This is a genomic window from Desulfopila aestuarii DSM 18488 (assembly GCF_900143695.1).
Lineage (GTDB): Bacteria > Desulfobacterota > Desulfobulbia > Desulfobulbales > Desulfocapsaceae > Desulfopila > Desulfopila aestuarii.
This window is the reverse complement of record NZ_FRFE01000009.1, coordinates 110,956-133,713: the sequence shown is the minus strand read 5'-3', so window position 1 is coordinate 133,713 and position 22,758 is coordinate 110,956. Positions and strand designations below refer to the sequence as shown.

At 51.9% G+C, this 22,758-nt stretch carries 20 protein-coding genes and 1 riboswitch; of the genes, 9 read left to right on the top strand and 11 right to left on the bottom strand.

Features of this window, described 5'->3' with window-relative positions:
* Positions 1–6 precede the first annotated feature (6 nt).
* The 4 genes from BUF15_RS10945 to BUF15_RS10930 all read right to left on the bottom strand — a co-directional run bounded on the left by BUF15_RS10945 (position 7) and on the right by BUF15_RS10930 (position 4,484).
* A complete protein-coding gene (locus BUF15_RS10945) occupies positions 7–903 on the bottom strand; it encodes an FMN-binding protein (RefSeq protein WP_073613514.1) in 897 nt (298 codons plus the stop codon).
* Positions 900–1,943 carry an RnfABCDGE type electron transport complex subunit D gene (locus tag BUF15_RS10940; RefSeq protein ID WP_073613513.1) on the bottom strand — a complete coding sequence of 348 codons (1,044 nt, stop codon included), beginning with the start codon at positions 1,941–1,943 and terminating at the stop codon, positions 900–902. The genes BUF15_RS10945 and BUF15_RS10940 overlap by 4 nt, the downstream gene beginning before the upstream one ends.
* 89 nt (positions 1,944–2,032) lie before the next feature.
* Positions 2,033–3,352, bottom strand: coding sequence for an electron transport complex subunit RsxC (rsxC, locus tag BUF15_RS10935; RefSeq protein WP_073613512.1), 1,320 nt, complete (start codon positions 3,350–3,352; stop codon positions 2,033–2,035).
* Between the two features lie 85 nt (positions 3,353–3,437).
* The gene (locus BUF15_RS10930) at positions 3,438–4,484 is read right to left on the bottom strand and encodes a dihydroorotate dehydrogenase-like protein (protein ID WP_234981157.1); all 1,047 of its coding nucleotides are present in this window, start codon (positions 4,482–4,484) and stop codon (positions 3,438–3,440) included.
* Positions 4,485–5,318: 834 nt separating this feature from the next.
* On the opposite strand from BUF15_RS10930, the gene BUF15_RS10925 reads away from it, so the two are divergent.
* The 3 genes from BUF15_RS10925 (at position 5,319) to hrpB (ending at position 9,263) form a co-directional block, all read left to right on the top strand.
* Positions 5,319–6,230, top strand: coding sequence for a DMT family transporter (locus tag BUF15_RS10925; RefSeq protein WP_407642610.1), 912 nt, complete (start codon positions 5,319–5,321; stop codon positions 6,228–6,230).
* Between the two features lie 108 nt (positions 6,231–6,338).
* Positions 6,339–6,689 (top strand): cupin domain-containing protein, encoded by a 351-nt coding sequence (locus BUF15_RS10920; protein WP_073613511.1) that lies wholly within the window; start codon positions 6,339–6,341, stop codon positions 6,687–6,689.
* A 39-nt stretch (positions 6,690–6,728) separates the two neighbouring features.
* Positions 6,729–9,263 carry an ATP-dependent helicase HrpB gene (hrpB, locus tag BUF15_RS10915; RefSeq protein WP_159441283.1) on the top strand — a complete coding sequence of 845 codons (2,535 nt, stop codon included), beginning with the start codon at positions 6,729–6,731 and terminating at the stop codon, positions 9,261–9,263.
* Here hrpB and BUF15_RS10910 read toward each other — a convergent pair.
* Complete coding sequence (locus tag BUF15_RS10910) at positions 9,249–10,535, bottom strand: DUF401 family protein (protein ID WP_073613510.1); 1,287 nt, start codon at positions 10,533–10,535, stop codon at positions 9,249–9,251. The two genes, hrpB and BUF15_RS10910, sit on opposite strands and share 15 nt — an antisense overlap.
* 267 nt (positions 10,536–10,802) lie before the next feature.
* Here BUF15_RS10910 and BUF15_RS10905 point away from each other — a divergent pair, with 267 nt between their 5' ends.
* Together BUF15_RS10905 and BUF15_RS10900 are read left to right on the top strand one after the other, a co-directional pair.
* Positions 10,803–11,270, top strand: a complete 468-nt coding sequence (locus tag BUF15_RS10905; protein ID WP_073613509.1) for a hypothetical protein — start codon at positions 10,803–10,805, stop codon at positions 11,268–11,270.
* The gene (locus tag BUF15_RS10900; protein WP_073613508.1) at positions 11,267–11,896 is read left to right on the top strand and encodes an NAD(P)-dependent oxidoreductase; all 630 of its coding nucleotides are present in this window, start codon (positions 11,267–11,269) and stop codon (positions 11,894–11,896) included. Before BUF15_RS10905 ends, BUF15_RS10900 begins: the two co-directional genes overlap by 4 nt.
* 184 nt (positions 11,897–12,080) lie before the next feature.
* On the opposite strand, the gene BUF15_RS10895 is transcribed toward BUF15_RS10900, so the two are convergent.
* The 3 genes from BUF15_RS10895 to BUF15_RS10885 all read right to left on the bottom strand — a co-directional run bounded on the left by BUF15_RS10895 (position 12,081) and on the right by BUF15_RS10885 (position 14,858).
* Positions 12,081–12,557, bottom strand: a complete 477-nt coding sequence (locus tag BUF15_RS10895) for an Lcl domain-containing protein (protein WP_073613507.1) — start codon at positions 12,555–12,557, stop codon at positions 12,081–12,083.
* Positions 12,558–12,885: 328 nt separating this feature from the next.
* A riboswitch (cyclic di-GMP riboswitch) is annotated at positions 12,886–12,959 on the bottom strand.
* 379 nt (positions 12,960–13,338) lie between these two features.
* On the bottom strand, positions 13,339–14,109 hold the full coding sequence (locus BUF15_RS10890; protein ID WP_073613506.1) for an alpha/beta fold hydrolase: 771 nt from the start codon (positions 14,107–14,109) through the stop codon (positions 13,339–13,341).
* 179 nt (positions 14,110–14,288) lie between these two features.
* The gene (locus BUF15_RS10885) at positions 14,289–14,858 is read right to left on the bottom strand and encodes a chalcone isomerase family protein (protein ID WP_073613505.1); all 570 of its coding nucleotides are present in this window, start codon (positions 14,856–14,858) and stop codon (positions 14,289–14,291) included.
* 275 nt (positions 14,859–15,133) lie between these two features.
* Between BUF15_RS10885 and hslO the strand changes: the two genes are divergently transcribed.
* Positions 15,134–16,018, top strand: coding sequence for an Hsp33 family molecular chaperone HslO (gene hslO / locus BUF15_RS10880; RefSeq protein WP_073613504.1), 885 nt, complete (start codon positions 15,134–15,136; stop codon positions 16,016–16,018).
* Between the two features lie 90 nt (positions 16,019–16,108).
* Here the strand turns inward: hslO and BUF15_RS10875 are convergent, their stop codons facing one another.
* Positions 16,109–16,366 (bottom strand): hypothetical protein, encoded by a 258-nt coding sequence (locus BUF15_RS10875; protein WP_073613503.1) that lies wholly within the window; start codon positions 16,364–16,366, stop codon positions 16,109–16,111.
* Positions 16,367–16,565: 199 nt separating this feature from the next.
* Between BUF15_RS10875 and BUF15_RS10870 the strand changes: the two genes are divergently transcribed.
* A complete protein-coding gene (locus BUF15_RS10870; protein ID WP_073613502.1) occupies positions 16,566–16,799 on the top strand; it encodes a hypothetical protein in 234 nt (77 codons plus the stop codon).
* Positions 16,800–16,867: 68 nt separating this feature from the next.
* On the opposite strand, the gene aspS is transcribed toward BUF15_RS10870, so the two are convergent.
* Complete coding sequence (gene aspS / locus BUF15_RS10865; protein ID WP_073613501.1) at positions 16,868–18,652, bottom strand: aspartate--tRNA ligase; 1,785 nt, start codon at positions 18,650–18,652, stop codon at positions 16,868–16,870.
* Between the two features lie 132 nt (positions 18,653–18,784).
* On the bottom strand, positions 18,785–20,041 hold the full coding sequence (hisS, locus tag BUF15_RS10860) for a histidine--tRNA ligase (protein ID WP_084553889.1): 1,257 nt from the start codon (positions 20,039–20,041) through the stop codon (positions 18,785–18,787).
* A 268-nt stretch (positions 20,042–20,309) separates the two neighbouring features.
* On the opposite strand from hisS, the gene BUF15_RS10855 reads away from it, so the two are divergent.
* Together BUF15_RS10855 and BUF15_RS10850 are read left to right on the top strand one after the other, a co-directional pair.
* Entirely contained in the window at positions 20,310–21,296 is a 987-nt protein-coding gene (locus BUF15_RS10855; protein WP_073613500.1) for an NAD(P)H-dependent flavin oxidoreductase, read from the top strand.
* Positions 21,297–21,311: 15 nt separating this feature from the next.
* Positions 21,312–22,679: a tRNA nucleotidyltransferase/poly(A) polymerase-related protein gene (locus BUF15_RS10850; protein WP_073613499.1), complete on the top strand. Its 1,368-nt coding sequence runs from the start codon at positions 21,312–21,314 to the stop codon at positions 22,677–22,679.
* Positions 22,680–22,758 lie beyond the last annotated feature (79 nt).

Here is a 22,758-nt window from a genome sequence, read left to right as displayed (position 1 = left end):
GTTTGGTTAGAAGGAAACAGCAATCTGCTGTTCTTTCAGTACGGAATCAAGGGCACCGAGCCGGTACGCATATTTCTTGGCGATACCTTTCAGGCCGTCGGTAACGAACTTTGATGAGATGGTTGCACCGGTAAGCGCATAGATGTCGTTACCCCTGTACTTTTCCATAAGTTTGGCTATCTCCGCCTCGTCCAGATCACCCTCAAGGGCTTTCTGGTACTCGGCAGGCAGAGGTGCCTTCACAACGTCAAGCCCTTTCAAAACTTCAAACGGCTTGTCCTTGAACTGGTTCTTGAAATAGTCCTGTTCAATTTCAGCCCCAAGACCCGGATCCTCCTCATGCTCGAGAACTTCAAAACCGAGCAGGGTGTATTTCGGATCAAGAGCCATCATCACCGCAATAAAGGTTTTGAAACCCGGAAATTTGCCGCCAAGCAGATAGGCAATGCGCTGGCCGTTGTCGGTCACCACGATGGTCTGCTCAGCAAAGGTGATCTCCTTGCCTGGCCCAATCGCCTCAAGAATTGCCAGCTTTCGGTCTTCCGCTTCACGAATCTTCTCTTCAGCGGCATTGACTGGATTCTGAAACGCCATCTTGCCGTCAAGATCAAGAGCAACAAAGGTAAAAGGGGCGGCAGCGTCATGGGGAGCGGGTACGAGGTAGCCGATAAACTGCTGGCCCGCCTCAGCCACCACATAGCGATAGACCTCATGAAGGTGTACCGACTCAGGCGCCGGATTCTGGTCACTATAGCCAAGGAGCGAATAGACGACCTTCTGCTCCCGCACATGCTCGTTGTGTTTCTTGGCCTTGTTGGTGATGATGAAAGCCGAGCCCATGACCAGTGCGGCCAGAAGACAGGATACCGTCAGTCTGAATGTGATTGTCAATATCTGGTTCATTTGGCACCTCCTACAGGTCCTGCAAACCGTTTGGGCTTGAAGAAACCGTCAATGACGGAGGAAAGCGGATTCATCAGCAGAATGGCGTAACAGATACCTTCCGGATATCCACCTTTAAGGCGAATTATCACCGTCAGGGCACCGATACCGATGCCGTAGACAACCTGCCCGGTTTTGGTGGACGGCCCGGTAACATAGTCGGTGGCCATAAAGAAGGCGCCGAGAATAGCGCCGCCGGTGACAACCGCCAGGATCGGATCACCGCCGAACCAGCCTTCACCACCAAAGATCCAGGTGAACACCGCGATGGAGCCAAGAACTGAAACCGGGATATGGTAGGTGATGTATTTTTTATAGATAAGGAAGGCGCCGCCAAGCACGAGCAGAAGACCCGAGGTCTCACCGATGCAACCCGGCCGCCAGCCAAGGAAAAACGATGTGTAAAGGCTGGTACCCGAACCGAACATCTCGACGAATTTCGCCATACCCTGCTCTTTCATTACCGCCAGCGGGGTGGCGGTGGATACCGCATCGACGCCTGAGGCAAAGTAGCTGAAGATGGCAAAACCATCCACCGGAGCAAGCCAGGCCGAAGTCATGGCCACCGGGAAGGTCGCCAGAAGAAAGGCCCGGCCCATCAGGGCAGGGTTAAAGATGTTGAAGCCAAGTCCGCCAAACAGGTGCTTGGCAATATAGATGGCCATCACTGCGCCGAGAACCGGCAGAAAAATGGAAACACCCGGCGGGATAACAAAGGCCATCAACACACCGGTCAGCACGGCGCTACCGTCCATAATGCTTACCGGACGTTTCAGCGCCTTCTGGCTGACATATTCCACCGCAACACAGCTGATAACTGAAACAGCGGTAATGATCAGGGTCTGGACCCCGAAAATAAAGACCGACAGGAACAGCGGCGGCATCAGGCAGGCGACCACAGTCCACATGATTTTGGCAACCGTCTCATTACTCTTCACATGGGGGGATACGGAAACTATCCAATCCCGATGCGGTAATGACTGGCTCTCTGGAGCTTGCATGTCGTTAACGATTCTCCTTAAACAAATTTATCTTCTTCCATGCTGACTGCTGTGCATGGGACATTTTCTTTTCAACCTTGCGTGCGATCCTAGCGTTTGGCCTTCATCTTGGCCAGACGGACAAACTGTACCAGCGGCCGCTTGGCCGGGCAGATATAGGCACAGCTGCCACATTCAAAACAGTCGAACACGCCGAACTGGGCAGTATCTTCAGCCTTGTTCGCCTCCACATGGATGGCAATCTCTTTCGGCTCAAGCCCCATTGGACAGGCATCAAGGCACCATCCGCACCGGATACAATCGGAATGCGGTGTGGCATCGATCTCGTCCTCGGTGAGAAAGAGTATCGAAGAGGTTGTCTTGGTGATCGGGATATCAAGGCTCGATACGGCAAAACCCATCATCGGTCCGCCCATAATAATCTTGGCCAGTTCAGGCTTCACGCCACCAAGGTAGTCGACGATGTCGCTGACCTTAGTACCCACTTTCACCAGGAGGTTGGCGGGCTTATTGATACCTTTGCCGGAGATGGTGACCACCTTTTCATAAAGAGGCTTCCCGTAAACCACCGCGTCATAGATGGCGCTGGCGGTGGCAACGTTCTGCACCACCACGCCCACGGCAGACGGCAGGGCCATGGCCGGCACCTTACGACCGGTTATTGCCTGGATAAGTTGCTTCTCCGACCCTTGGGGATATTTCACCTCAAGAGGCTGGACCACGATATTGCAACCAGCCCCTGAAACGGCCGCAGCGGCCTTGCCCATAACGTCAATGGCGTCAGGTTTGTTGCTCTCGATACCGATCTTGCACTCGGAAACGCCAAGGATCTTCATGATGATCCGGGCACCTTCGACAACTTCGTCGGCGTGTTCCAGCATCTGCCGATGGTCGGCGGTGATATAGGGTTCGCACTCAGCGCCATTTAAGAGCAGCTGATCGATCTTGGCATCCTTGGGCGGGCTGAGCTTGACGTGAGTAGGGAAACCGGCGCCGCCGATACCGACGATGCCTCCTTCCTGTACCTTGGCCAGCAACTCCTGGGCAGACATGGTCGTCCAGTCTGTCTTGTCATACTGGACCGGAGCCGCCTCATGGTCCACGGTGATGGTAATCGACGGGGCGGAGACCCGCATGGGGTGCGCCGATGTGCCGATATCCTTAATTTTTCCAGAGACAGGCGCATGCAGCGGCACACCGAGCCCCTTTTTGACTTCGCCGATCATGGCCCCTTCGACCACCTCGTCCCGTTTGTTGACGGTCGGGGTACAGGGTGCACCGATATGCTGGCCGAGAATAATCTCGAGCTCTTTCGGCACCGGCATCCTTTCGATCGGCAGCGACGCCGTCTGGCCTTTGGCTTCCGGCGGATGGACACCGCCTTTTAAAAACGTCAGTAAAGATTTCATAGTAGGCAGTTACTTCAAAGCTGATTTCTGCGATGCGCACATCGTTCTCACAACACCCGCATCTGGTTCACAAGCGATGGCCGGATCAGGAAATTCCGGCAAACTGTTTCATAAACTGAATACGCTCATACGCCGCCGGATTCTCGGCATTGCTATAGCTCAACTTGCCCCGGAAATCGGCAAGGGCGGTAAATGATTTTTCCTCCATCCACTTCTCGATTCCGGCAAGAATCTCGGAGATTCGATGAGGGCCGTTCTGGTAGAGGGCAGAAACAACCTGGACCGCAGCAGCGCCTGCCAGCAGCTGCTTTATTACAGCCTCACTGTCATGGACACCGGTAGACGCGGCAAAATCCTTCTTGACGGCGCCGGAAAGCAGGCCAATCCAGCGCAGCGATTCGGTGATCTCAGCAGGAGTACTGAAGATCTCGGCAGTGGACATGGTCATGGAATCGATGTTGATATCCGGCCGGTAATAGCGGTTAAACAGTACGAATCCAGCAATCTTGTGGTCGGTGGACCAGGCAAGACGAGTGACGAGATTGGCAAGCCCTGCGGAGTAGCGGCTCATTTTCAAGGCAATGGGAATGGAGATCCGGTCGCTTACTTTTTTGACGATGTCAAAATAGAGTTGCTCAGTCTCCTCGCTTCTCTTCTGCGGATTAGACGGCAGAAGGGAAACATTCAGCTCCAAAGCGTCAGCCCCGGCTTTCTGAACCGATTCAGCAAACGACACCCACTCACTGCCGGAGATGCAGTTGACGCTGGCGATGATCGGGATATCTACAGCCTTTTTCGCCTCGGCTATGAGGGTGAGGTAGTCGTCGACTGCATTGCCACGGGTATAGTTGCGAATGTAGTCATAGGCGTCGGGATAATCACTCTGATAACTCGCCATATTGCTGGCCAGCTCCGCCTCTATCTGCTCTTCAAAGAGCGACTTGAGGACCACTGCACCGGCATTGTTATCGGCGAATTCCTGAATCTTCTCAACCGAATTGGTCAGCCCGCAGCTCCCGACTATCACCGGATTCTTCAGTTTCAATCCAAGATATGTTGTGGAAAGGTCTTTCATGATAGTTTTCTCGATTTCTGATGTTCGATACTCTCGTTGGCCGACATCCACGTTCATGCGCCGGCTTCTTTTTTGGCAGCTCTTCAATACAGGGCGCACCATAAACATTGGAGCACTGTATTTTCAAGGTGTTACAATATGTCAATCACGACTGAACATTTCAAAACGTCATACAACAAAACAGCTGGTTCTTAACGTTTTTGCCGAACCGAAATCCGGAGATTCAAATTGCCTTTACCTGGCAACCAACCTTTTTTCCGTAAACTCTTCGTGCAGATTCTGTAGTACGGGTTCTGCTGGGAGTGTCGGCCGCTACTTCTCCGATAGTTCGTGGAAGTCCTGATAAGAGCGACTTTTCTACCAGATAATATTTCGAAGTGCAAGGCGAACAGGCATCTCACCTCTTGCCGATTGATCAATCCACTCTTTCCTGAAAATCAAGAGTTATAGCCAAAACTCCTTCTTGCTTTTCTCCCGTCCCTCACGATATCGTGTTTCCTAACCATGCACAGACCGGCGAATCGGGGAGCATAACGTCTTCCCCTCTGCAATTTCTCTGGGCAAAAGCGTAGCTCCGCGATGTTGCTTACTACTTCAGTTTTTTCGACTGGTCAAGGTATGAAAAAAATACCACAACCATCCCAACAGGCCTTTGCAGTTCGTATTGTACTGTTTAGACTCATTTTTATCGAAAAAATGCCCAGATAAAATAATTCTTGGCAAATTGTTCAATTAAACTTATCTACTGCACAGTGCGCACAACACATTTACCTAGCGCATTTTTATTAGAACTGCCACATGAATCAAACCAACCTTCATTTTTTTCAGTATAACAGTGATTAAACCTTATACGACCGCAACCTCAACACAACACACAAAGTAGTGCAAATTATGCCTATTATGCTTAGCGATAAAGCAAACCAATCGTTTTTCCTCACATACAGGCCGATTATTGAAGTGCTTATTGGTGCATTCATGATCAGTTTTTCCGCGGTCTGGGTGGCGCTCGCAGATGTGCCGCCGACCACCTCTGCCTTCTATCGGGTCTTCTTCGGAGGTGCTTTTCTTCTGGCAGCAGCCCTTGTCAAAGGTGAACTTGGCCAGATTCACCGTCTGAAAATCATGCCATATGCGTTTTGCGGTTTCGCCTTTGCCCTTGATCTCTATTTCTGGCACGCCAGCATCCTTTTCATCGGTCCCGGCCTCGCTACAATTATGGGCAACTTCCAGGTCTTCCTCATGGCACTCTGCGGCGTGCTTTTTTTCAAGGAGAAGCTGACCATACGCTTTATAATCTCGCTTCCTTTAGCGATTTGCGGTCTACTACTGGTCGTCGGCTTCAACTGGAACGAACTCCCCCCAAGTTATCGAACAGGCATTCTTTTCGGACTCTTAACCGCCCTCTCCTACACCGTGTTTCTGTTGCTGCTTCGCCGGATCCAGTCGGCCAAGGATGCCACGCACCGCTTCACCCCACTCATGTTTGTCTCCCTCTTCAGCGCGCTCTTTCTGGGTCTGATGTTGCTTGCATCCAGCACCTCATTTGCTATCCCGACCGTGACTGCCACTTTTTCGCTCCTGGCCCTCGGTTTATTCAGTCAGGCGATTGGCTGGATACTGATCGCCACCGCCATGCCGAAAATCCGGGCCTCGTTTACCGGCTTAGTCCTTCTGCTCCAGCCTTCGCTCTCGTTTTTATGGGATGTGCTGTTTTTCTCCCGTCCCACAAGCATGGTGCACTGGCTGGGCGTTACTATCACCCTGGCCGCAATATATCTTGGACTCACAGGCACCAAGCGCTAACCAGAAGTTGAAATTATCTTCGGAGGATGTATTGTTTTCTTTGGTTACAACCGTTGCAGCCGTTGGACTGCAACCATATTTTCATTTTCGACACTATGTATAAACGCTATGAAGATTCTGAACTATACCGATGCCCCTTCCCGTAAGTTTGACAATGAAGTCGCCAGCGGCGTTACCGGCCGGGTGTTAATCGGCAAGAACGACGAGGCCAACAACTTCTGCATGCGCTCCTTCACCCTTGCTCCAGGAGGCTTTACTCCCCGCCATTCCCATGAGTGGGAACATGAGGTGTTCATCCACTCCGGAGTCGGCAAGGTTTACAAGGATGGTGAATGGCAGACCGTCACCAGTGGTACCGCCGTTTTTATTCCCGGCAACGAAGAGCACCAGTTCATGAATGGCGGAGCCGAGAATTTCACCTTTATCTGCCTGATTCCTAGCGGTGTTGACGAAATCTGACACGACTCTCATGCTCACCCGACCTCAGCCTTGCCCGCTGTGAGTGATACGTTAGCTTTCATCCGTAAGCGGTATACAGAGCTACCCGTTGCGACAGTCATTGAGCAGCTGCAAGAAAGCCTTGCAGCTGCTCACGCCGTGCTGAGTGCCCCTACCGGATCGGGAAAAACCACCCTTGCCCCGTTAGCCCTGCTCGATTCACCCACATTCTTGGGCAAAAGGATTCTCATGCTCGAGCCCAGGCGCATTGCCGCCCGGGCTGCAGCAGTCCGGATGAGTGAAATGCTGGGCGAGACCGTGGGCAACACTGTCGGTTACCGTACCCGGGTTGAATCACGCATCTCCGCCTCGACCCGCCTTGAAGTAGTAACGGAAGGCATTCTTATCCGCCGGCTCCAGCACGATCCTGAACTGACCGGAGTCGGTCTGGTCATCTTTGATGAATTCCATGAGCGTTCCCTGCAGGCCGATCTTGGCCTCGCACTTTGTCTCGATCTTACAGAACTGCGGGATGACCTGCGGCTTCTGGTTATGTCGGCCACCCTCAATGCCGCTCCCATCTGCAAGCTTCTCGGCAGTGCTCCGCACATTACAGCCTCTGGCCGCAGTTATCCGGTGACGATCGAACACCTGCCCCCGCGCAACCAGAACAGCCCCCTTGCAAGTCAGGTAACTTATGGCGTATTGCATGCCTACCAAAATCTTACGGGTGATATCCTCGCGTTTCTGCCAGGTACAGGCGACATCCACCGATGCCGGCAATTGCTGAACGAAAAATTACCGGAAGCACATATCCTGCCGTTATACGGCAACCTCAGCCATCAGGAACAGGATCGTATTTTTCGCCGCGACGATGACCGTCGCCGGATTATCCTGGCCACACCGATTGCCGAGACAAGCCTCACCATAGAGAATATAACGGCAGTGGTCGACAGCGGTTACTATCGCCGTCCAGTTTACGATCATGGCAGCAGCCTGAACCGGCTCACCACGTTCCGTATTTCCAAAAGTTCCGCTGATCAGCGAGCCGGTCGTGCCGGACGACTTGGCCCCGGCCATTGTTTTCGTTTGTGGAGTAAAGAGGTCGAACACAGTCTGCTCGCCCAGACACCGCCCGAGATAATTGGCGCCGACCTCTCATCACTGGTGCTCGAACTAGCCCTCTGGGGCGTGACCGACTCCGGACAATTACGCTGGCTTGATCCCCCACGTTCATCGGCCTGGGAGACAGCAGTGCAACTCTTGCAAAGCCTCGCCCTGCTTGACAGAACAGGACATATTACAACGCTAGGCCGCAGGGTTGCCACCCTGCCTATGCATCCCCGGCTCGGAGTCATGCTGGTTAAGGGAGTAACGCTCGGCCTTTCCTGGACCGCATCGCTTACCGCCGCCATCCTCGCCGAACGCGATATCATCAAGGGTCGGGACAGTTCCGCGGATCTCGAAGAACGGGTGCGTCTCCTCGCTCGATTTGCCCAAAAGCCTACCGATATTCCACCGCATCTGGACAAGGGGCACTGTCGAAGGCTGGTGGAAGATGCCAAAGGCTGGCTCGCTCAGCTGGCTTCTCCAAAAGAGTCGCGTCTCGCCCTGAACGAAATCGGCAACCTGCTCGCTTTTGGCTATCCGGACAGGATTGCCCGATTACGACCTGGTTCCACAAACCGCTACCAGCTTGCCATCGGCACTGGGGCTGTAATTTTGCCGACAGATCCCTTGTGCGGCACCGAGCTACTGGTCGCCCCCCAACTTGATGCCCGACAAGGTGACGGCAGGATCTTCCTGGCCGCACCTATCAGCGAAGACGACCTCTATACGCACCATACCCATCTGATACGGGAGGTGGAGTCTATCAGCTGGGATAGCCGGGAAAAACGAGTAAATGCCGAAGAAGAAACCCAGCTTGGCGCAATTGTATTGAAAAGAAAGGTACTGACTGACCCGAACCAGGAACAGATAGGTAGAGCTTTTCTGGAAGGCGTGCAGCAGAGCGGTTCGGAACAGCTCCCCTGGAGCCGCGAGGCACGTGAAATCCAGGCAAGGATTTGCGCCCTTCGCCATTGGCAACCAGGAAAATGGCCAGATCTTGCCGATACGACACTTATGGAGGATCTCTCCTGGCTCGCACCCTATTGTCAGGGCATGAAGAGGGTTGAGCGCTTACGCGAACTTGACCTGAAAACCATCTTGCTCTCACTCTTAAGCTGGGAAAAGCAGCAACTGCTTGAAAAGCTCGCCCCCAGCCATTACCTGGTGCCAAGCGGCTCGCGCATCCGGCTCACCTACACGCCGGGCGAACTGCCGATTCTGGCGGTCCGACTGCAGGAACTCTTCGGTCTTGTTGAGACCCCGACGATCTGTACCGGCCAGATACCGATTCTGTTGCATCTGCTCTCCCCGGCCGGACGGCCGATGCAGATCACCAGCGACCTCCATTCCTTTTGGAGTACCACCTACCCCGAGGTGCGCAAAGAACTGGCGGGCCGTTATCCAAAGCATTACTGGCCGGAAGATCCTTTCACCGCCACCGCCACATCGCGGACAAAAAAACAGATGTTATCACACCGCAGATAACAGATAGAAAAGCACAATTCCGGTGGCCAGAAAACCGCTGCATGGTGCCACCAGCTGTCGCCAGGTACGGCCAACATCAGCCCCGAAATAGTTGCAGGTAAGAACAAAGCAGATGTGAATTGGGGAAATCATCACCCCGGTGAAACCGGCAAAGGTGGCGAGCACCAGATAAGGAATGATCTGCACCTCAAGACCGAGATTGTGCAACAAACCCAGCAGAAGCGGGAAAGTGGCTCCGACAAAGGCAACGTTGATTCCGGCAATCATCCCAACCAGAAAAGGGAGAAATACAGCGGCAGCAAAGAGCGCCACGGTGCTGCCGGCCGCTCCGGCCATCGCCTCGACAATGCCCGCTTCCTGCATGATATCCTTGAAAACAAAGATTGCCGCCACCACCAGCAACATGACCCAGAGACTTTTCTTGGTGAGCACCTGCCTCAAAAATAGAGCGCCCAAACTATTCTGCACCATGATCGCCACAACCGCCGCTATCAACGCCACGATAACGCCCCACTCAAAAGGAATATGGTGAGCATAACGGGCCAGTAATGTCTCACAACCGATCGCCCCGATAATGGCGACCATAAGCGGCAGCCCTTCGCGAAGAACCACAACCGGATTTCTACCGCTACTCAATCCTGACTTCAAATGCAACTCCTCTGCCGGAACAGCTTTTCGCAGCAAAAACAGCCAGCCGAAGAAAAACATAGCAACCGTACCCGGCCAGGTCTTTGAGATAAGGGTAGAGATGGGAATATCCGCAAGGGCTACGGTAAGAATAATGCCGGGATAGAGCGGCCAGGCCGTTTCCCATACATGCCGGAACCAATAGTTAACAAGGGCCTGATCTTCACCCTTCATCGCCATCTCCTCCCCCATACTCTTAACCATGGGTGCCGAGAAAATCGCTCCGCCAGGCATGGGCAAAAGGCCGATCAGAGCCGGAAAAAAAATCAGCCTCAGCCGCGGACTGGTAAGATAGCCGGATAACGCCTCCATCAGCCGCCGGGACTGGCCGGAACGCTCAAGCGCGTCGGAAAGAATCATGATGAGGCCAACGATAGCGGTCAAAAAGAGAAATTTCTCACCGGTAAGTGCCAGAAGACCGGTGGTGACAATCTTAACCGGGCCCAGCCCGAACAGGAGTCCCATACAGATCCCACCGAGCAGAATGGAAAGAGCCAGGCCGATTTTATAGCGCATACCGACAAGCATCAGGAAAAAAGCAGCAAGCACTTTGAGAAAAGGGACAGCAGCGGCAAAGAGATCCATAAGAGAATCCATGAGTCAAAAGAAAAAAAGAGAAACCACCAAAGGTGAAATGAAAAACCGTCCCCATGACATTGACAGCAGCACCCGTCATGAGCCAACCTAACATAAAGGATTTTCACCTCGGGGCCATCACCTTTTTACTGGCCGCTCCGGTTCCCCATCAACCAATAGCACACTTTTCGTACCTAACATCTTGCATACTCTTTATAAAATCATATAGTTTTGATATCGCACTCAGGTTGGCATCACACTATCATATGGTGAGAAATGCACGAACCCAACTATTCCGACTACAGCCTGGCCGAACTGCACTACTGTCTCGCCCATCTCGATAGCCAGAAATACCCTGAGCGCCTGCAGCAGCTGCAAGACGAGATGGCTTTACGCCTGGAGCAAGGCGAAGCACTTTCCGATCCCATGCTCAACGAGTTGCTGGCAGAAGACGTGCCGGCGAGTCTCGCGATTCGGTCGTTATGGTGTTTTGCCTGGCGGATAGTAGTGGCCAGTATCTGTTGTTTGCTACTGATTAAAGGATGCACGTGGATCAACTCTATCCTCCATGCTCTCTCCCCGACCGTGCTGAATATCACGCTTTTCATTCTCGGCACACTGTTCATGACCATCGCCGGCACCGTTATCATGTCGCAGGTCATGGCCAAACGGTACCGCGGCTACAGGATTCGCATCATCAACACCTCCACCAATCCACCGTCTAATGAGGGACATAAAACATGAACATTCTTATCATCGGCGCTTCTCGGGGCATCGGAGCCGAGTTGCTCAAACAGGCCCTAGACGAAGCCCATACCGTAACGGTACTGGCGCGCCATCCTGACAAGGTTCAGATAGCTGCCCCCAACCTCACCGTTATCCAAGGCGATATTCTAAAAGCCCACACCGTCAATTCAGCGGTACAGGGAAAAGAGGCGGTCTGCGTGACCATCGGCGTCCCCATCACCTTCTCACCAGTCACTGTTTTCTCACAAGGAATTTTGAACGTCATTGCAGCCATGGAGGAACATCAGGTCCGGAGACTCATCTGCGTCACCGGCATCGGCGCTGGCGATAGCAAAGGTCATGGTGGATTTCTCTATGACCGAATCTTCAAACCACTCTTCTTGAAAACTATCTACACCGACAAGGACATACAGGAAAAATATATTGAGGAGAGCGGGCTCGACTGGGTTATAGCCCGACCTGCAGGCCTTACCAACGGCCCTCGCACCGGCAATTACAAGGTGATAACAGATATGACCGGGGTAACCTCGGCACGGATCTCAAGAGCAGATGTAGCAGATTTTATCATGACAGAGCTTCGAGAAATGAAATATACAGGAACCGCTCCACTGCTTACCTATTGAATTGCGCCATCAGTGAAAACGTTGCCGATGGCAGGCAGCAGAGCTAGGCTTTACAGTTTCAATTATCAGACCTTCATGGCGTTTAGGGGTAGGATCATTCCTTGCCTTAAAGAACTGCGGCCACTGCAACGACAAGCTCTACAGTGGCCTCAGGCTAGTAAACAAAAAATTACAAACAATTTCATCAAGGGCGAACAGCCTTCACCGTTCCTTTTTTATCTTTCGTCCATCGAAAGATCGGGCCATCACAAAGGACATTGCTCTCCCATTGACCAGCCTCAATAGTATCGGTTTTACTCACCCAATGGTTTCCCCCAGTTTCCAATGGACAGTTACTCTTTTTCGCCTGGATCAGACGTGAGAGACGAAGGCATTCCTCGGGCGTTGGCATTCGCCAGTCATCAAATCCCCCCAAAACCAGTGAATTCACATACTGATGAGCATCTTCCCAATTTGAAAAGTTAGGACTTTTACCAGCTTGCCAGATCAACCCCGAAGGATGTTGGCGACAAATTCCGTCTCCCATATCTTCTAAGTATTCAGTGCCTTGCTTATAAGCCTCTGGCTCTGTTGTGTTCGTCTTTGTACAAGAAGACAGGAACGAAACTAAACTCATGATAACGATCACATTTAACCAAGTACCATATTCTTTCAGTGCCATTATCCACCTCCATATTGTTTGTTGTGGTACCATTAGAAGTAAATAAAATCCCAAATGAAAAACACATATCCATACAACCAATAGGCTGCCCATAATCAAACACTGCACGTAAATACTCAGGTACTTTTGTTAAGAGCATCATCCACGAGATCTATGCATCAACAATTTGAAAAATATATTTTCCTTATCATTACCTCCATTTGAAATGTATTGAATAATACGATCAGGCAGCCTGGCATATTGCTTGACCAAAATTCAAAAATTGAACATAGAATTTCGAATATATTGTTTAGAATTGATCTTTAAAAAAAAAGCCGAGCTACCTTTTCAAGGCAGCCCGGCTATCTACTAAGACCCGCAGCTTTCCGTCCCTGCCTTCCGGCAGGTTTGGCTTTATCTCGCAATAAATTTACATAAATCTTGTACTGTTATTCTATGGCAAACATCAAAGGGAAACAACACCACGTTGTGGTATAAATCATGTTAGAACAGAAACACTACGGATACTATCTATAAAGAGGATTAATCTTCGATATATAGACCAATATCTTTCGAAGATTAATCAATGATTATTCTTGAAAAATATAATGATTTCAAGATTATTTCAGAATCTTTGTCTCTCGATTTATCGACGAGCTGTTTTTCGGGGAATATTTACATCTAGCAACACCTTAACATCGCTAGGCTATACCAGAACAGGATTTCGATCATGCCATTTCCGCTTGTAAAAACAAAGGATCAAGTTGTCCTTTGTTTCAGTCTCACACAATCAAAGTTTTGCTCATTTGCCAAACTTTTCTAAAAAGTCATCCATAAGTTGCAATACAAACTCGGGCTGCTCCTGATGCGGAGAATGACCACAATCTGCAATCATCTTTATCCGGGTTGTACTTGCTGATTGGGCTGCAATAGCCTCAACCTGTGCGCTGGTACCATAAAGATCATCTTCGCCTTGGATTATCAGCATTGGCACGTTAATAGAATGTATCAGATGCTCAATGTTCCATGGCGTGAACCAGCTCGACAGCCAGGTCTCTGCCCAGGACGAAAAAACCATCTCAGTTTTGTCGCCATGATATTTTCGTAACCCCTTCATTTGCCCCTTCCCCCACGCCTCATATACGCCTCTCACACCCGCAATTGTTTCGGGTTCTACAAAAACATGGGCAGCCTCGGTGATAACAGCCTTGAGGCTCACAGGTTGTGTTGAGGCATGGATAAGGCTGATACTGCCACCATCGGAATGACCAATCAGGATGTAGGGTTTGCCGGGAAGTAACTCCTGCAGCACCGCAGGCAACTCTTCCAGTGCATATTCATGCAAGTAGTGCAAGCTTCGAGATTGCAACAAGGGAGAAGACTTTCCATATCCAAGCCGATCATATATCAGGCCAGGACAACCTGTCAGCTGACAGAGGCGATCGGGAAAGTCGCGCCACATTGATATACACCCCAGCCCCTCATGCAGAAAAACAAGGCAGGGCTTCCCAGACTCTCCATCTATCTGGCGGTAATAGAGATGATGCGTGCTTTTCAATTTAAGGGTTGGCACGTGCTACAAACTCCATTGGCACCATAGGCTTCTTGTGAGCCTGAGAGAAGGGTCTTTTCCCACACTCATCTCCCATCGACATTTTCCTTTTCACCAGAGTTACCTGCAATGGAAAACAACATGGGGGGACACTTCGAAAAGCTCCCCCCAGTTGGCCAGACTTGCAAAAATTTCGCTTGCTATGATTTCTGGCTCAGCAGCGCTTTTTTCAAATCCTCAGTTACCGGCTTTTTACCTAGCCAGATTGAAAAGAGAGCATCGCTGAAATCCTTGCCTTCGACAACCCCTTTCATTTCGCCAGCCACAGTGACACTGGTACCTTTTTCTGGAATATATTCAAGGACGATGGTGTCATCCTTTTTCACATCGGTGAACATTGCATTGAATTTGCCGATCCGATCTGCCAAGGTTTCCAGTGCCTCTTTACTGAGATTACCTTCAAACCCCTCATTCCAGGCGGCCACCAGTTTGTCTTTTTCCACCTTGTCATAGAGAAAATGCATGAGCATCTGCTTTTGACCTGAGTCAGCCAGCACTGCTGTCGTATCTTTCGCAGGATTTTGCAGATAAAGACCAGCCACATAGATCTTGAAGAACAGTTTCGAACGGATACCCGCTCCATTTAAGGTCAATTCCGTACCATCTGCCGCTTGAATCTTCTCGGCCAGGGAAACCCCAGCAACCTCTAGCGCAAAGGCCGGCCCAACCCACAGTAACAGACAGAACACCATCAGTATCGCGCGCTTCATAAACCCTCCTTATGTTTGATCTCCAATTTCCACCTTACGTAAAGTGGCACACCATATCTTATACCAGACTTTTGCGGCCAGGAAAACAGCGGAATTAGAAAGAGATGTGATTTTCTGGTTTGGCAACATGTTGAATCAGCGTGTACTCCCACATTGATTCTGAAATTTTTCACTGGCCTTCAATAATTGCCAGGCCTATCTTGAATGGTTATCGGGTATAGTAACAGCGTAGAACGCAAAACGACCAACCCTCAATTTCAATATCAAGATATATCATGACAGACATTCTCCACCGCATCATTGCAGATGACGGCAGGCTCTTTGGCCTTGCCTGCAACACCACCGACCTCGTCAAGGAGGCCTGCCGAAAACACGACGTTGGTCCGACCGCCGCGGCAGCACTCGGTCGGGCCCTCACCGGCTCGGCTCTTCTTGCCGCCTTAATGAAAGACGGCCAGCATCTCCAGCTTAAATTCGAAGGTAGTGGCCCTTTGGGCAAGATTATCACCGAAGCGGGCTATGATGGCTGGACTCGTGGTTACGTGGCCAATCCTCAGGCTGACGTGGAGCTAAAAAACGGCTGTATCGATGTTGCCGCAGGGCTTGGCAGAGCGGGTTTTTTAACAGTGACCAAAGATATCGGCGTCAAACACAAGTACCAAGGCATGATCCAGCTCTATACCAGCGAGATTGGTGAGGACATTGCCTATTACCTTCTGGAATCTGAACAAACTCCCTCGGTCGTGGCCTTGAGCGTACATCTACAGCCTGACGGCACCATCAGCGCCGCCGGTGGATATCTCATCCAGGCCCTACCACCGGTGGATGAAAACATTCTCGTTAATCTCGAAACACGGGTGCAAACGCTGCCGCGTTTTTCCGAACAGCTTATAAGTGGACGATCACCTGCGGATATTCTCGCCGATCTCTTCGCCGATATCCCGTACCACACCACTGCCAGCAACAAACTCTACTACCAATGCAGCTGCAGCCGCGACAAAATGGAAAAAGCGGTTTTCTCACTTGGCAACGAGGAACTACGCTACCTCCTGGAACACGAAGGCGGCGCTGATGTGCAGTGTGAATTTTGCCGAGACAGCTATCGTTTTAATCGTGAGGACCTGGAAAAGTTGCTGGCGATGGGTAAACAGCAGCACTGATGGATGCTTAAGCGAGATACATTGCGGCGAAGTTTCTACCTTCGCCGCGAGCCCATGAGCCGTAATGCGCCAATCTGCAATAACCAAATGTCAAGACGTTCTATAGAGATCAATATTGCGCTTTAATTGACCAATCTGCAAGCCAAGGGGAATGCATCTGTCACCAGTCAGACAATTTTCCGCCTCGGTATCTTCAACAAATGTTTTCAAATGGCTCCTGCCCTGGTGCAGGTCGACCACCCAGGCATGATTGCGATTATCATACTCTACGCTGAAGTCCGTGCCACATCTGCCGGCCTCCGGGATAATTTCTTCTATTTTTCTACATATATCTTCTTTCAATGCCATAACGTAACCTCCCTGTTCAAGGGTCTGCGGCATGTTTGCCGCTATACTACAATCTAGTTATCGTCTGAACAGAATCAAGTCCGCTATCGTCTCCAAAAAAAGCTCTATCAACTGAAAAAAATACGAGGGGGTAGTCACTCTGTGATAACCCACCCTGGCTATACTCCGAAATAACAAACAACATCACGGAGGAGACGCCATGCACAACAATCAGATACTTATCGGCAGAAATCAGATCGCAACCAGCAGCCACACCACGACCCCTGATTTCTCACACCTGCTACGAAAAACCCTGCGTCAAGAACGCGTGCAGAAACTGATTGGTACGCTTCGAAATGCGGCATCCTATGGTCTGGCAACACTGACGGTGAGCGGACTACTGCTGGGAGGGACCTATCTCTTTCTCGTCCAGCTGGCGGAATTTGGCTGGTAGCGAAAGAAGTAAAATTGGGCAGGAAACCCGGGACGGCAGAGGCCATCCCGGGTCAAGGAAGGATACTATTATTCTTTCCAGTCGGGGCGGAGATAGAGCTCGGTCAGCTGTTTCCTGCTGACGCCGGAAGGTGCCTCGGTCAGGGGACAGGTCGCCTTCTGGGTTTTCGGGAAAGCGATAACGTCCCGGATCGAGCTGCAGCCACAGATCAGCATCAGCAGCCGGTCAAGGCCGAAGGCCAGGCCACCATGGGGCGGAGCGCCGAGCTCGAGTGCTCTCAACAGAAAGCCGAATTTCTCATTGGCTTCCTCGGCGTCTATACCAAGTGCCTTGAGAACCCGCGCCTGGACGTCGCGCTGATGAATACGGATCGAACCACCGCCGATCTCGGTGCCGTTCAGCACCAGATCGTAAGCCCGGCTGTACACCTTGCCCGGATCGGATTCAAGCTTGTCGAGATCCTCTTCCCTCGGTGAGGTAAAGGGGTGATGGAGCGCCTGGAATCGTTTTTCCTTCTCGTCATATTCCATGAGCGGAAAGTCGGTGACCCAGGTGAAGTTGAACACATCCTTTTTCAACAGATCAAGGCGACGAGCAAGCTCAAGCCGCAGCTCTGAGAGCACCTGGAAAACCACAGCCGGTTTGTCCGCGCCGAAGAAAAGAACATCGCCTTCCACCGCATCCATGGCCCTGGTGATATCAGCCCTCTCCTCATCGGTGAAGAACTTGGCAATGGGTGACTGCCACTCGCCGTCCGCCTTCATCTTCACCCAGGCAAGCCCCTTGGCACCGAACTGCACCACGTAGGTGGTGAGATCATCGAGTTCTTTCCGCGAAAAGTTCGCGCAACCCTTGGCGTTGATGGCCCGCACGGTACCGCCCTCGTCGGCGATAGTCCGGAATACCTTGAAGCTGCAGGCTTTGGCGATGTCGGTGAGGTTGACCAGCTCCAGGCCAAAACGGGTGTCCGGCCGGTCGGTGCCAAAGCGGGAAATCGCCTCGTCGTAGACCATCCGTTTGAACGGAGGATTCAGGTCGAGGCCAAGGGTGTCCTTGAACAGCTTTGCGATCATGCCCTCGGTCACCTTGATGATCTGCTCCTCATCAACAAAGGAGAGCTCCATATCGATCTGGGTGAACTCCGGCTGGCGGTCAGCGCGCAGATCTTCGTCACGGAAGCATTTGACGATCTGGTAATAGCGGTCCATACCGGCGATCATGAGCAGCTGCTTGAAGAGCTGCGGGGACTGGGGCAGCGCATAGAATTTTCCGGCATTGACCCGGCTGGGTACCAGATAGTCGCGGGCGCCTTCCGGAGTGGAGCGGGTCAACATCGGTGTTTCGATATCGAGGAAGCCGCTGTCATTCAAATAGTTCCGGATGGACTGGACCGCTTTGTGGCGCATGATCAGATTAGCCGCCATCTCCGGCCGCCGCAGATCGAGATAACGATACTGCATGCGCAGCATGTCACCAACCTCGACCTCCTCATCAAGTGGGAACGGCGGGGTCTCACTGGTGTTGAGTATGCGGAGCTCGTCGACCAGGATCTCGATCTCACCGGTGGCAAGCTTGGGGTTCGCCATATCACCCGGCCGCGCCGAAACCTTGCCCCGTACAGCCAGGACCCATTCACTGCGCAGCTGATGCGCCTTAGCATGGGGCGCGGGATTGACCTCCGGATTGAAAACTACTTGAGTAAGGCCGTCCCGGTCACGGAGATCTATAAATATAACGCCACCATGGTCACGACGGCGCAGAACCCAGCCCATGAGTGTTACTTCTTCACCGATATTTTCCTTGCCGAGTGCATTACAGGAATGCGTCCGGACTAAGCTTCCCATTGATTCCATGATTATGTCAGTCTGGTTGAGTTGTCTCCACCCGAAAGGGTGAAAAGATGTGAGAAAATTCGAAAACCCGCAACCATATGGATGGGGTTTTCGAAAAAATATGTTCGCTTAAGTTTCCTGCTGCAAGCCCAATTAACGGCCGCTAACCTTCGTGCCGATCACCTGCGGATCAAGAGCGATATCCTGCTGCTCCTGATTGGTCATATTCCTGAGTACCCCCTCGCCTCTCGCCAGTTCATCTTCGCCGACGATCAGCACATGGGTAGCTCCAGCCTTGTCCGCCTGTTTCATCTGGCTCTTGAGGCTTTTGCCCTCATGGTCGATACCGACCCGCAGCCCCTGCTTGCGCAGTTCGTGGACCAGGTCAAAACAGACCTCTGAGGCAACCGGCCCCAGTCCGGCGACAAAGATGTCCAGTTCTTCCTGCCGCTTTTCCTGTTCTTTCTCCTGCTGTTGCAGAAGCAGGACCAGTCGTTCGAGCCCCATGGCGAACCCGATGCCGGGAGTCTTTTTGGGGCCGCCAAGCTTTTCAACAAGCCCGTCATACCGACCGCCACCGCCAACCGCCGACTGCGCGCCCAGATCTCCGGTGATAAACTCAAAGGTCGTACGGCAATAATAATCGAGCCCGCGTACCATGAACTTATTCAGAGAATATGGTACTTTTAACTTGTCGAGACAGGAACGGACCACCTGAAAATGGTCGGCACACCCTTCGCAGAGGTTATCGAGAATCGACGGCGCATCGGCAACCTGCTCACGGCATGTCGGATTTTTGCAGTCCAGTGCCCGCAACGGATTGGTTGTGCTTCTTCTCTTGCAATCGTCGCAGAGGTGGTCCATCCGCTCTTCAAGAAAAGCGAGAAGCCGCTGACGGAAAACGGGACGACATTCGGGGCAACCGAGCGAATTCATTTCAAGGCTGACCGAAATGCCAAGCCGCTCAAGCAACATCGAGCCCATGGCCATAACCTCGGCATCGATCCGGGGATTATCTGTTCCCAGTACCTCGGCATCCAACTGGTGAAACTGCCTGAGGCGGCCCAGCTGCGGACGTTCATGCCGAAACATGGGGCCTATAGTAAAGAGCCGCTGAATCGGCCGCTGCGCATAAAGACCATGTTCGATGTACGCTCGGATCATCTGGGCGGTTGTCTCAGGGCGCATGGTGACACCCTTGTCGACAAAGGTGTACATCTCTTTTTCGACGATGTCCGTGGCTTCACCGATGGACCGGGCAAAAAGCTCGGTTTTTTCCAGGATCGGCAGGCGCAATTCAGAAAACTGAAAGCGCGAAAAAATTTCCCGGGCAGTGCTTTCTACTCGCTGCCAAAGCTCAATATCGCCCGGCAGAATATCTTTAAAGCCATTCAAGGCTGTAATTTTCACGAAAGTATCTCCAACAGGCACAAAAAAGTGATTACAGTAGAGCTTAACCAAAAAAGAACAAAATTAAACGCAATTTTCCTCCTTTGTCAAGCACGGCCAAAAAATCCCGCAAAAAGTCCATGATAGGATCCCTGGTGGAGCAATTCTCTCTGCAATGTGGCCATCTGCACGTTCTGACGCACTATTAGACTGCTTGACAAATAAACCTAAGACGGGCATTATCGGTCTCTGCTCTCTACCTACTTTTTTATAAGGAGTCTTGAAGTACATGAAGCTACCGTCCCTTACCATTGGAAAGTTTACCGCCAAGTTCCCTCTTATTCAGGGTGGCATGTCAATTCGAGTATCCACCTCTGCCCTGGCCGCTCCGGTCGCCTCCTGTGGAGGAATCGGTGTCATTGGCGGATCTGCGCTTCCCACCGAGGAGCTGGCGGCTGACATCCGCAAAGCCAAAAGCATGACCGATGGCGTTATCGGCGTCAATATCATGTATGCCATGAAGAATTTTTACAATCTCGTCATGTGCTCAATCGAGGCCGGGGTCGACATGATCATTACCGGTGCCGGTTTCTCCCGTGATATATTCAAGATCGGCAAAGAACACAACGTCCCGATCGTGATGATCGTCTCCTCGCCGGCGCTTGCCAAAATGGCCGAAAAACTTGGCGCAGCCGCGGTTATCGTTGAGGCCACCGAAGCAGGCGGCCATCTCGGTACCGACAGACCACTTAGAGAGATCTTCCCACCCATCCGTGACGTGGTGAAAAATATTCCGCTCATCGCCGCCGGTGGCATCACCAACGGCTACGAAATGGCGGAGATGATGGATCAGTATGGAGCCGACGGCATCCAGATCGCGTCCCGTTTCGTGTTAAGCGAAGAGTGTGATGTTGCCGATGAATTCAAGCAGGCCTACCTCAACGCCAATAAGGAAGACATCGTTCTTACTTCCTCACCGGTCGGCATGCCGGGCCGGGCCATCAGAACCCCGTTTGTTGCTGCAAAAAATGCCGGCGTTGATCATTCCACTAAAAAATGTCTCCACCTCTGCCTGAAAAAATGCGACCATCACTACTGCATCAGTGAGCGCCTCACGGCCTCGCGAGCCGGCAATATCGAGGAAGGGCTGGTTTTTGCTGGAGCAAATACCTATAAGATGAAAGAGATTCTTCCCGTTGCCGAAATTTTCCGTTTATTCAAGGAACAGGCGGAATCGGTCTACAAGGAAGGAAAGGGATTCGCTCCCGCCTGCTGATAGCTGCCAACACGCATGAAACCAGAAGAGGAATCCCGACTGCCCGTTAACTCGGCGCCGCCCCTCACCGCCCGTGTCATCTCTCCCGGCGATCATCCGATCACCCGGGAGATGATTAATCAGGACGCCCTGTATGTCATGCAGAAGCTCAACAAGGCCGGCTTTTCCGCCTACCTTGTTGGCGGCGGAGTACGGGACCTCTATCTTGACAAAGAGCCGAAGGACTTCGACATTAGTACTGATGCCCGTCCCGGCCAGATCCGAAAGCTTTTTCCCCACTCAAAAACCATTGGCCGGCGATTTCGACTCGTCCAGGTCTTTTTCAGAAACGGCCATGTCGTCGAGGTTTCCACCCTTCGTTCGCTTTCCGAACACGATCTCGACGGCCCCCAGGCGGTGCTCGCGCCAAACAATACCTTTGGTTCGCTTGATCAGGATGCCCAGCGGCGTGACTTGACCATCAACTCCCTGTTTTATGAAATCGAGAACAACACTATTATCGATTATGTGAACGGGGTCGAAGATCTCGACCATTCCATCATCCGTATCGTCGGCACCCCTGATAAACGGATCAACAGGGATCCGGTACGAATGCTGCGGGCGATTCGGCATGCAGCTCGAAACGGCTTTACTATCGAGGAACAATCCTGGCAGGCCATCTGCGACAACCACGCCAAGCTCCGCCTCTGTCCCCCATCAAGACTCCGCGACGAAACCTTCAAGGATATATATAGTGGTGCAGCCGCACCCTGGTACAAACTGGCCGTTGAATCAGGGATTTTCATCGACCTTTTCCAGATTTATCGAGAGTCGATTTACGCCACCATGGCAGACGGAACCCCCTGCCGCAAATTCCTTGGCGACATCTTCACCATGATAGACCGGATCAATCGCGTGGCCAAGGAGAACCGCATTTCCCGGCAACCTGATTACTTCATGCTGGCGCTGATCCTCATCCCCTGGGCTGACGCCAGCTACGGTCTCTTTTCCGAGAAGTTTAAAGGGCCAGTCCTTTTTCAGATCGGCAAAAAAATCCGTGCGGACATCGACCGCGAAATCGGAACCCAGCTGAACCTCAGTCGAGCCATTCGCCAGGATATTGCCGCACTTCTCACCAACCTCAGCGCCCTTATCCATAACCGGCAGAATGACTCGTGGCCGAAATGGTTGCGCCGGAAAAGCTACTTCAAGCAGTGCTCTGTGTTTTACAACTGCTATCTGGAAGCCATCTCAGGCAAAGAGACCTCCAGCGTCCATCTTGACAATGTGCCCAATATGCACACATCGCCCAAGTCAACATCTTCAAAGGATTCTTCCTCAAAGCGCAACAAACCCGCCTTCGCCCCCCGCTCGAAAAAAGGCATCTTTGGTTTGAAAAAATAATAGCCCTTCCGACCATCTCGCCCAATCCCCTGCAAAGATCACTACAATGTTACACTTCGATGAATATTGCCACACTGTG

Bases quoted from the DNA above. Each gene is read 5' to 3' on its own strand.
- BUF15_RS10945 (WP_073613514.1), bottom strand. From the start codon at position 903: ATGAACCAGATATTGACAATCACATTCAGACTGACGGTATCCTGTCTT.
- BUF15_RS10940 (WP_073613513.1), bottom strand. From the start codon at position 1,943: ATGCAAGCTCCAGAGAGCCAGTCATTACCGCATCGGGATTGGATAGTT.
- rsxC (WP_073613512.1), bottom strand. From the start codon at position 3,352: ATGAAATCTTTACTGACGTTTTTAAAAGGCGGTGTCCATCCGCCGGAA.
- BUF15_RS10930 (WP_234981157.1), bottom strand. From the start codon at position 4,484: ATGAACGTGGATGTCGGCCAACGAGAGTATCGAACATCAGAAATCGAG.
- BUF15_RS10925 (WP_407642610.1), top strand. From the start codon at position 5,319: ATGCCTATTATGCTTAGCGATAAAGCAAACCAATCGTTTTTCCTCACA.
- BUF15_RS10920 (WP_073613511.1), top strand. From the start codon at position 6,339: ATGAAGATTCTGAACTATACCGATGCCCCTTCCCGTAAGTTTGACAAT.
- BUF15_RS10910 (WP_073613510.1), bottom strand. From the start codon at position 10,535: ATGGATCTCTTTGCCGCTGCTGTCCCTTTTCTCAAAGTGCTTGCTGCT.
- BUF15_RS10905 (WP_073613509.1), top strand. From the start codon at position 10,803: ATGCACGAACCCAACTATTCCGACTACAGCCTGGCCGAACTGCACTAC.
- BUF15_RS10900 (WP_073613508.1), top strand. From the start codon at position 11,267: ATGAACATTCTTATCATCGGCGCTTCTCGGGGCATCGGAGCCGAGTTG.
- BUF15_RS10895 (WP_073613507.1), bottom strand. From the start codon at position 12,557: ATGGCACTGAAAGAATATGGTACTTGGTTAAATGTGATCGTTATCATG.
- BUF15_RS10885 (WP_073613505.1), bottom strand. From the start codon at position 14,858: ATGAAGCGCGCGATACTGATGGTGTTCTGTCTGTTACTGTGGGTTGGG.
- hslO (WP_073613504.1), top strand. From the start codon at position 15,134: ATGACAGACATTCTCCACCGCATCATTGCAGATGACGGCAGGCTCTTT.
- BUF15_RS10875 (WP_073613503.1), bottom strand. From the start codon at position 16,366: ATGGCATTGAAAGAAGATATATGTAGAAAAATAGAAGAAATTATCCCG.
- BUF15_RS10870 (WP_073613502.1), top strand. From the start codon at position 16,566: ATGCACAACAATCAGATACTTATCGGCAGAAATCAGATCGCAACCAGC.
- aspS (WP_073613501.1), bottom strand. From the start codon at position 18,652: ATGGAATCAATGGGAAGCTTAGTCCGGACGCATTCCTGTAATGCACTC.
- BUF15_RS10855 (WP_073613500.1), top strand. From the start codon at position 20,310: ATGAAGCTACCGTCCCTTACCATTGGAAAGTTTACCGCCAAGTTCCCT.
- BUF15_RS10850 (WP_073613499.1), top strand. From the start codon at position 21,312: ATGAAACCAGAAGAGGAATCCCGACTGCCCGTTAACTCGGCGCCGCCC.